Below are 7388 nucleotides of genomic sequence, written 5' to 3' on the forward strand. Positions count from 1 at the left end.
CCGGGCCGGCACGCCGCTCGGCACCGAAGATATGCCATACAGGCCGGGGAACGTCGCAGGATCACTCCTCCGTTTTGGCCTGCTGCCAGAGTGCCTCCATCTCGTCGAGCGTCATATCGTGCAGCGCATGTCCCTCGGCGGCAGCACGTTCCTCCATGTAGTTGAAGCGGCGCATGAACTTGTCGTTCGTGCGTGCCAGCGCCGATTCGGGATCAACGCCGTAGAGGCGCGCCGCATTGACCAGTGCGAAGAACAAGTCGCCGAACTCCCCCTCGAGGTCGGCCTTGCAGCCCGACCGCATCTCGCTCTCGACCTCGGCGATCTCCTCCCGGACCTTCGCCCAGACATCCTCCTTGTGCTCCCAGTCGAAACCCGTGCCGGCGGCCTTCTCGCCCATGCGGTAGGCCTTCACCAGCGCCGGAAGCGAACGCGGCACACCGCCCAGCGTACCGCTCTTGCGGTTCTTCTTGCGCAGTTTGAGCGCCTCCCAGTTGGAGAGCACCTCCTCGGGCGTGTTGGCGTGGATCTCCCCGTAGACATGCGGATGCCGGTAGATCAGCTTGTCGCACAAGGCATTGGCCACATCGCCGAAATCGAAGGCTCCCGCCTCTTCGCCCAGTTTCGAGTAGAAGACCACATGCAGGAGCAGGTCGCCCAGCTCCTCCTTGATGGCCTCCATGTCGTGGGCCGTGATGGCGTCGGCCAGTTCGTAGGTCTCCTCGATCGTATTGCTGCGCAGCGAGTCGAACGTCTGCTCGCGGTCCCACGGGCACTCCCGGCGCAGGGTAGTCATCACCTCGAGCAGGCGCGCCGCAGCCTCCAGTTTCTTCTCCTTGTTCTCTTCCATGACAAATTGCATAACAGTCAGGCAAAGTTAGCAAATCACCGGGAAAAACGTATCTTTGCGAAAGCAAAAAATCACGACCCATGACCAAACTGCGCCTTACGATCCTTGCCCTCTGCCTTGCAGCCGGGGCCCATGCCCAACCGGCCGACGCCCCCCTGACACCGACCGGAGGGGAGTTCACGCTCGGACCCTCCATGACCCTCGTGGCAGACGAAGGGCTGCTCCCGCTGGCGGAATATGCCGCCGAATACCTCAAATGCCCCGTTGAGCGGCAGGCGGCCGCCGACGGCGTCCTGTCGCTTTTGATCGATCCGGCCCCGGAGGCCGCGGCCGAAAGCTACCGGCTGGAGATCACACCCGACCACATCACCGTGCGCGGCGCCGACTACGGCGGCGTGTTCAACGGCCTGCAGGCGCTCTTCCGCCTGCTGCCGCCCGAGATCTATGCCCGCGAAGGGCTGCAGGAGCCCGTGACGCTGCCGTGCGGTGTGCGGGAAGACGCTCCGAAGTTTGCCTACCGCGGCATGATGCTCGACGTCGCCCGCACGTGGATCGCCCCCGAGGCGCTGAAGCGCCAGATCGACCTGCTGGCCTGGCACAACATCAACAAGCTGCACATCCACCTGGTGGACGACGAGGGGTGGCGCATCGAGATCAAGTCGCACCCTGAGCTGGCCGAGGTGGGCGGATTCCGCGGCGGCGATTCGCCCATCCGGCCCGTATACGGCAAACTCGACGAAAAATACGGCGGCTACTACACGCAGGACGAGATGCGGGAGATCATCCGCTACGCCGCGGTGCGCAACATCGAGATGATCCCCGAGATCGACCTCCCGGGCCACAGCCGGACCATCGCCACGCTCCATCCCGAGATCCGCTGCCGCTTCACGCCCGACACCACGCTCACGGCCGGATACGACGACCGATCGGCCTGGTGCGTGGCCCGCGAGGAGAACTACACCCTGCTGGAGGATATCCTCGGCGAGATCTGCGACCTTTTCCCGTCGGAATACGTGCACGTGGGCGGCGACGAGGTGGACATGTCGCAATGGAAACGCTGCCCGGACTGCCAGGCGCTGATGGCCCGCGAGGGGATGGACGATCCCCACCGGCTCGAGGACCGCTTCATGGAGCGGATGTCCGCGATCCTGCGGAGCCACGGCAAGCGCACGGCCGTATGGAACGAGGCGGTACGCACGGGCAACCTCTCGCGCGACACCCGCGTACACGGGTGGGAGAGTACCCGGGCCTGCCTCGACGCCACGGCAAAGGGTTATCCGACGATCGTCATGCCGGGCGAGTACTTCTATTTCGACATGCGCCAGTCGCCCGAGGAGGCCGGACACAACTGGGCCGGGATCTTCGACGCCCGAAAGGTCTACTCGTTCGACCTCGAGGGGGTCGGCTTCAGCGAGGAGCAGCGGCGCCACGTCGCGGGGCTGCAGGGGGCCTTCTGGAGCGAGCTCTACTCGGCCCACGAGCCCGAGCGGCCCGACTATCTCGACTATATGCTCTACCCGCGCGTCTGTGCCCTGGCGCGTCTGGCATGGAGCGGCAACGGCGACGGCTGGGTGCGTTACTACGAGGAACTGCGCACGAAACACTATCCCCGGATGGAGGCCATGGGCATCCGCTACCGGCTCTTCCCGCCCCGGTTAGTGTGCCGCGACGGCGTCTGCACGGTGACTGCCGACGACGGGTCGGAGATCTTCTACGTGCGCGACGACCGTCCGGGCGAGGAGTTCCGCTACACGGGTCCCGTCCGTACCGACCGACCGCACCTCTTCCGCTTCTTCACGCGCCGCGGCACGGGCCGCAGCCCCTACGTGGCCGACCGTTCCTATTACCGGACGATCACCCCCCGGGTGAAGATCACCTCGTCGATGCCCGAAAGCGGCCGCCTGCCATTCGCCAACGCCGAGAGCTATCGGGGCTACTCCTTCACGCAGCGCGCCTGCCGCGAGGGCGACTGGATTCTCTACTCTTTCGAGGAGCCGGTCCGCTGCCGTGAAATGGTGCTGCAGACCGGGTACAGCCACCTGACCAAAAACCTCTTCACCACCGGTTACGCCGAGGTATCGTACGACGGCGCGCACTTCGAGCCGGCAGGGGAGCTCGCGGCCGGGGCCGCCGTCCTGAAGCCCGCACGGGCGGTGAAGGCCGTGCGGGTCGTGGCGACGTGTCACGGCAACGGCACGCCCTTCGTTGTGATCATGCCCCCGAAGATCAAGCCCGTGCTCTGACACCGGGCGGAGCGGACATAGAAAAAAAGGGAGAGGCCTCCTTCGAAGGAGGCCTCTCCCTTTTTCTTCCCGGACATCCCGGGCGGGGGCAGATCAGGCGCGGACCTGTGCGCCGCACTTCTGCTCGAACTGCGCAACGAGGTTCTTCATCACCCGCTCGATCGTCTTCTCGTCGAGCGTGCGGGTCTTGTCCTCGAGCACGAAGCTCAGGGCGTAGGACTTCTTCCCCTCAGGGAGTTTGTCGCCCTCGTAGACGTCGAAAAGCGCCACGCTGCGCAGCAGTTTCCGCTCCGTGGCCAGAGCCACCTCACGGAGCGCCGCAAAGGTCACCGACTTATCGACGAGCAGCGCCAGGTCGCGCTTCACCTCGGGGAACTTCGAGAGTTCCGAGGCGGCCACACGGAGTTTCTTCGTGGACTTGACCAGCGCATCGAAATTCATCTCCAGGTAGTAGACATCCTGCTTGACATCGACCATGCGGCGGATCTTCGCAGCCACGGTGCCGATCTGCAGCAGCACCTTGCCGCCCAGCGACATCGAGAGGCCCTCGCCGAACAGGTCGCTCTGCAGCGGCTCGGTCTGGAGGGCATAGATGTCGATGCCGAAGCGGCGCAGCAGCTTTTCGGCCACGGCACGCAGGGTGAAGAACGAAGCCCGGACGGGTTTCACGTTCCACGACTGCGGCGTGGTGACGCCCGTCACGGCGATCGCCAGCCGGTACTCCTCCGAATAGGCCGCGAGGGGATTCTCCTCCGAACGCCGGGCCTCGTCGTAGAAGTAGCAGTTACCGAACTCGTAGAGCTCCAGGTCGCCGTTCTTGCGGTTGGCGTTCAACGCCACGGCCTCCAGCATGTTGAACAGCAGCGTCTGGCGCATGACGTTCAGGTCGGCGCTCAGCGGGTTGAGGATCCGCACGCAGCGCGCGGCCGGACACGAGGTCAGCCCCTCGTAGTAGGCGCCCCGGGTTAGCGAGTTGGACATGATCTCGGTGAAACCGTTGGCCGTCAGGAAATCGGCGGCGAGGTTCACCAGGCGGTTGCGGTCGGGACGCGGCGCATAGGAGAGCGTCGAACGCACGCGCGTCGGGATCTCGACGTTGTTGTAGCCGTAGATGCGGAGGATCTCCTCCACCAGGTCGGCCTCACGCTGCACGTCCACGCGGTAGGGCGGCACCGAAACGGTCAGCACGCCGTCGTGCTCGGCGAGGATCTTCACCTCGAGGGCACCGAGGATCGTGCGCACGGTCTGCTCGGGAATCTCCTTGCCGATGAGCATATTGACCCGGCGCAGCGAGACGTCGAAGACGAAGTCGCCGATCGGCGCGGGATAGAAGTCCGAAATGTCGCTCGAGATCTCGCCACCGGCCAGCTCCTTCATCAGCAGCGCGGCGCGCTTGGCCGCATAGACCTGCAGGTTGGGATCGACGCCCCGCTCGAAACGGAACGACGAATCGGTGTTCAGGCCGAAGCGCTTGGCCGTCTTGCGCACCCACACGGGGTTGAAGTAGGCGCTCTCGATGAAGACGTCGGTCGTCGTGTCGCTGATGCCCGAGTCGAGGCCGCCGAAGACACCGGCGATGCACATCGGGCGCTCGACCGAGCAGATCATCAGATCCTGCGCCGTGAGCTTGCGCTCCACGCCGTCGAGCGTCACGAAGGGCGTACCCTCGGCGCACGTGCGGACCACCACCTCGCGGCCCTCGATCTTCGCCAGGTCGAAGGCGTGCAGGGGCTGTCCCAGCTCGAAGAGCACGAAATTGGTGATGTCCACCAGGTTGTTCTTGGGGTTGATGCCGGCGGCACGCAGGCAGTTCTGCATCCACTCGGGCGAAGGGCCGATCTTGCAGCCGCGGACCGTGACGCCCGCATAGCGGGGAGCCGCCTCGGGGCACTCGACACGGACGGGCACTGCCAGGTCGCGGTTATCCGGAGCAAAGGCCGAAACATCGGGCCAGCGCACCTCGGCCTGCTCGCCGCGGGCCCGGAGGTAGGCTGCCAGGTCGCGCGCCACACCGATGTGCGAAGCGGCATCGACGCGGTTGGGCGTCAGACCGATCTCGATCAGGAAGTCGTCCTCTATGTGCAGGTACTCCTTCGCGGTCATGCCGACGGGAGCCTCCTGAGGCAGTTCCATGATGCCGGCGTGGTCCGTGCCGATGCCCAGCTCGTCCTCGGCGCAGAGCATGCCCAGCGACTCGACGCCGCGGATCTTCGAACGCTTGATCTTGAACTCCTCGTCGCTGCCCGTGGGGTAGAGCACCGAGCCTACCGTGGCGCACATTACCTTGAGGCCCGCGCGGCAGTTCGCCGCACCGCAGACGATCTGCAGCGGCTCGCCGCTCCCGACATCCACCGTCGTGACATGCAGGTGGTCCGAATCGGGATGGTCCACGCAGGTGAGCACCTCGCCGACCACGACGCCCTGCAAACCGCCGCGGATGGTCTCGATCTTCTCGAAGCCCTCGACTTCCAGCCCGATATCCGTCAGGATGCGGGCGATCTCTTCGGCCGACAGGTCGGTCGCGAGGTAACGCTTCAGCCAGTTGTACGAAATATTCATATCGTTGAATTTGAAGTTTTCATAAAATCAGACAAAGATAGGGATTTTTCGTCAAAAACGGCAACAATTCCTCTATTAATAGGAATCGGACGATTTGCCGGCGGAAAAATTTGCATCTTCCGGGAAGATCGGCTATATTTGTTCGAAACGTACCCGTCGCGGTGATCCGTATTTCGAACATACAGGCATGGTGGTGGCGCTCATTGACTCTCGTGGACAATGAGTGCGATGCGCCGTGCAGGTAGACGACCCCGACCGGACCAGCCACAAGCCCGTTGTTTACGAATGGTAAACAGCGGGCTTTTCCGTTTCAGATCATCCATATCAAAATCAGAAAGACCATGAAAACGAAGAAATTCTGCCTCACCGAGGCGCAGATGCCCACACAATGGTACAACATCGTGGCAGACATGCCCCGCAAGCCGCTGCCGCCGCTCCATCCCGCAACCGGACGCCCCGTTACGCGCGAGGATCTCTCCGCCCTGTTCGCCGAGGAGCTCGCCGCACAGGAGCTCTCCGAGGAGCGCTTCATCGACATCCCCGACAAGGTGCGCGAAATCTACCGCATCTGGCGTCCCACACCGCTGGTGCGCGCCACAGGCCTCGAAAAGGCGCTCGACACCCCGGCACACATCTACTTCAAGAACGAGAGCGTCTCACCGGTCGGATCACACAAGCCCAACACCGCCGTACCGCAGGCCTACTACAACAGCCGGCAGGGCATCCGCCACCTTACGACCGAGACCGGGGCCGGACAGTGGGGATCGGCCATCGCATTCGCCGCCCGACATTTCGGGATCGACGTACGGGTCTTCATGGTCCGCGTGAGCTACGACCAGAAACCCTACCGGCGGCTGATGATGAAGACGTGGGGTGCCGAATGCCTGGCCTCGCCCACGACGCAGACCCGCTCGGGGCGTGAGGCCCTCGCACGCGACCCCCGCTGCCCGGGAAGCCTCGGACTGGCGATTTCGGAGGCCGTGGAGGTAGCGATGCAGCATCCCGGGGACACGCGCTACTGCCTGGGCAGCGTGCTGAACCACGTGCTGCTGCACCAGACCGTCATCGGACAGGAGGCCGTCGCGCAGATGGAGATGGCGGGCGAGGAACCCGACATCGTGATCGGCTGTTTCGGCGGCGGGAGCAACTTCGCCGGAATCGGGTTCCCGTTCCTGCGGCGCAGGCTCACGGGCGAAAGCCGGGTGCGCGTAGTGGCCGTCGAGCCGTCGAGCTGCCCGAAACTGACACGCGGGACGTTCCAGTACGACTTCGGCGATGTGGCGGGTTTCACACCGCTCATCCCGATGTATACGCTCGGGCATGACTTCCAGCCCTCGGAGATCCACGCCGGAGGCCTCCGCTACCACGGCGCCGGGGCGATTGTCAGCCAGCTGCTCAAGGACGGGCTGATCGAGGCGCAGGCGGTGCCGCAGACCGAAACCCTCGCGGCCGGCGTGCTCTTCGCGCAGGCCGAGGGGATTATCCCGGCCCCGGAATCGACGCACGCCATCGCCGCGGCGATCCGCGAAGCGCTGAAGGCCCGCGAGGAGGGGTGCCGCCGAACCATCCTCTTCAACCTCTCGGGCAACGGCGTGAACGACCTCTACGCCTACGAACAGTATCTGGCCGGCGCATTGAAGGACTATACGCCGGGCGACGACGAAATTGCAGCGTCGGTCAGCCGGTTGGCCAGGATTATCTGAAGCATGGCTTCGGGAATAAAAACGGGAGCGGACGGT

General features: G+C 64.4%; 4 protein-coding genes. 2 read left to right on the forward strand and 2 right to left on the reverse strand.

What is annotated here, in order from left to right:
* Nucleotides 1–61: 61 nt before the first annotated feature.
* Nucleotides 62–847 (reverse strand): nucleoside triphosphate pyrophosphohydrolase, encoded by a 786-nt coding sequence (gene mazG, locus QZL63_RS10685; RefSeq protein WP_290587187.1) that lies wholly within the window; start codon nucleotides 845–847, stop codon nucleotides 62–64.
* An 80-nt stretch (nucleotides 848–927) separates the two neighbouring features.
* On the opposite strand from mazG, the gene QZL63_RS10690 reads away from it, so the two are divergent.
* Nucleotides 928–3090, forward strand: coding sequence for a beta-N-acetylhexosaminidase (locus QZL63_RS10690; protein WP_022309282.1), 2163 nt, complete (start codon nucleotides 928–930; stop codon nucleotides 3088–3090).
* Between the two features lie 93 nt (nucleotides 3091–3183).
* Here QZL63_RS10690 and pheT read toward each other — a convergent pair whose 3' ends face one another.
* Nucleotides 3184–5649, reverse strand: coding sequence for a phenylalanine--tRNA ligase subunit beta (pheT, locus tag QZL63_RS10695; protein ID WP_022309283.1), 2466 nt, complete (start codon nucleotides 5647–5649; stop codon nucleotides 3184–3186).
* 341 nt (nucleotides 5650–5990) lie between these two features.
* Between pheT and QZL63_RS10700 the strand changes: the two genes are divergently transcribed.
* Nucleotides 5991–7352 (forward strand): TrpB-like pyridoxal phosphate-dependent enzyme, encoded by a 1362-nt coding sequence (locus QZL63_RS10700; RefSeq protein ID WP_022309284.1) that lies wholly within the window; start codon nucleotides 5991–5993, stop codon nucleotides 7350–7352.
* Nucleotides 7353–7388 lie beyond the last annotated feature (36 nt).

This window comes from Alistipes sp. CAG:268 (assembly GCA_000434235.1).
GTDB classification, from domain to species: Bacteria; Bacteroidota; Bacteroidia; order Bacteroidales; family Rikenellaceae; genus Alistipes; species Alistipes avistercoris.

Excerpts from the sequence above, each read along its gene's own strand:
- mazG (WP_290587187.1), bottom strand. The coding sequence starts at position 847 with ATGGAAGAGAACAAGGAGAAGAAACTGGAGGCTGCGGCGCGCCTGCTC.
- QZL63_RS10690 (WP_022309282.1), top strand. The coding sequence starts at position 928 with ATGACCAAACTGCGCCTTACGATCCTTGCCCTCTGCCTTGCAGCCGGG.
- pheT (WP_022309283.1), bottom strand. The coding sequence starts at position 5,649 with ATGAATATTTCGTACAACTGGCTGAAGCGTTACCTCGCGACCGACCTG.
- QZL63_RS10700 (WP_022309284.1), top strand. The coding sequence starts at position 5,991 with ATGAAAACGAAGAAATTCTGCCTCACCGAGGCGCAGATGCCCACACAA.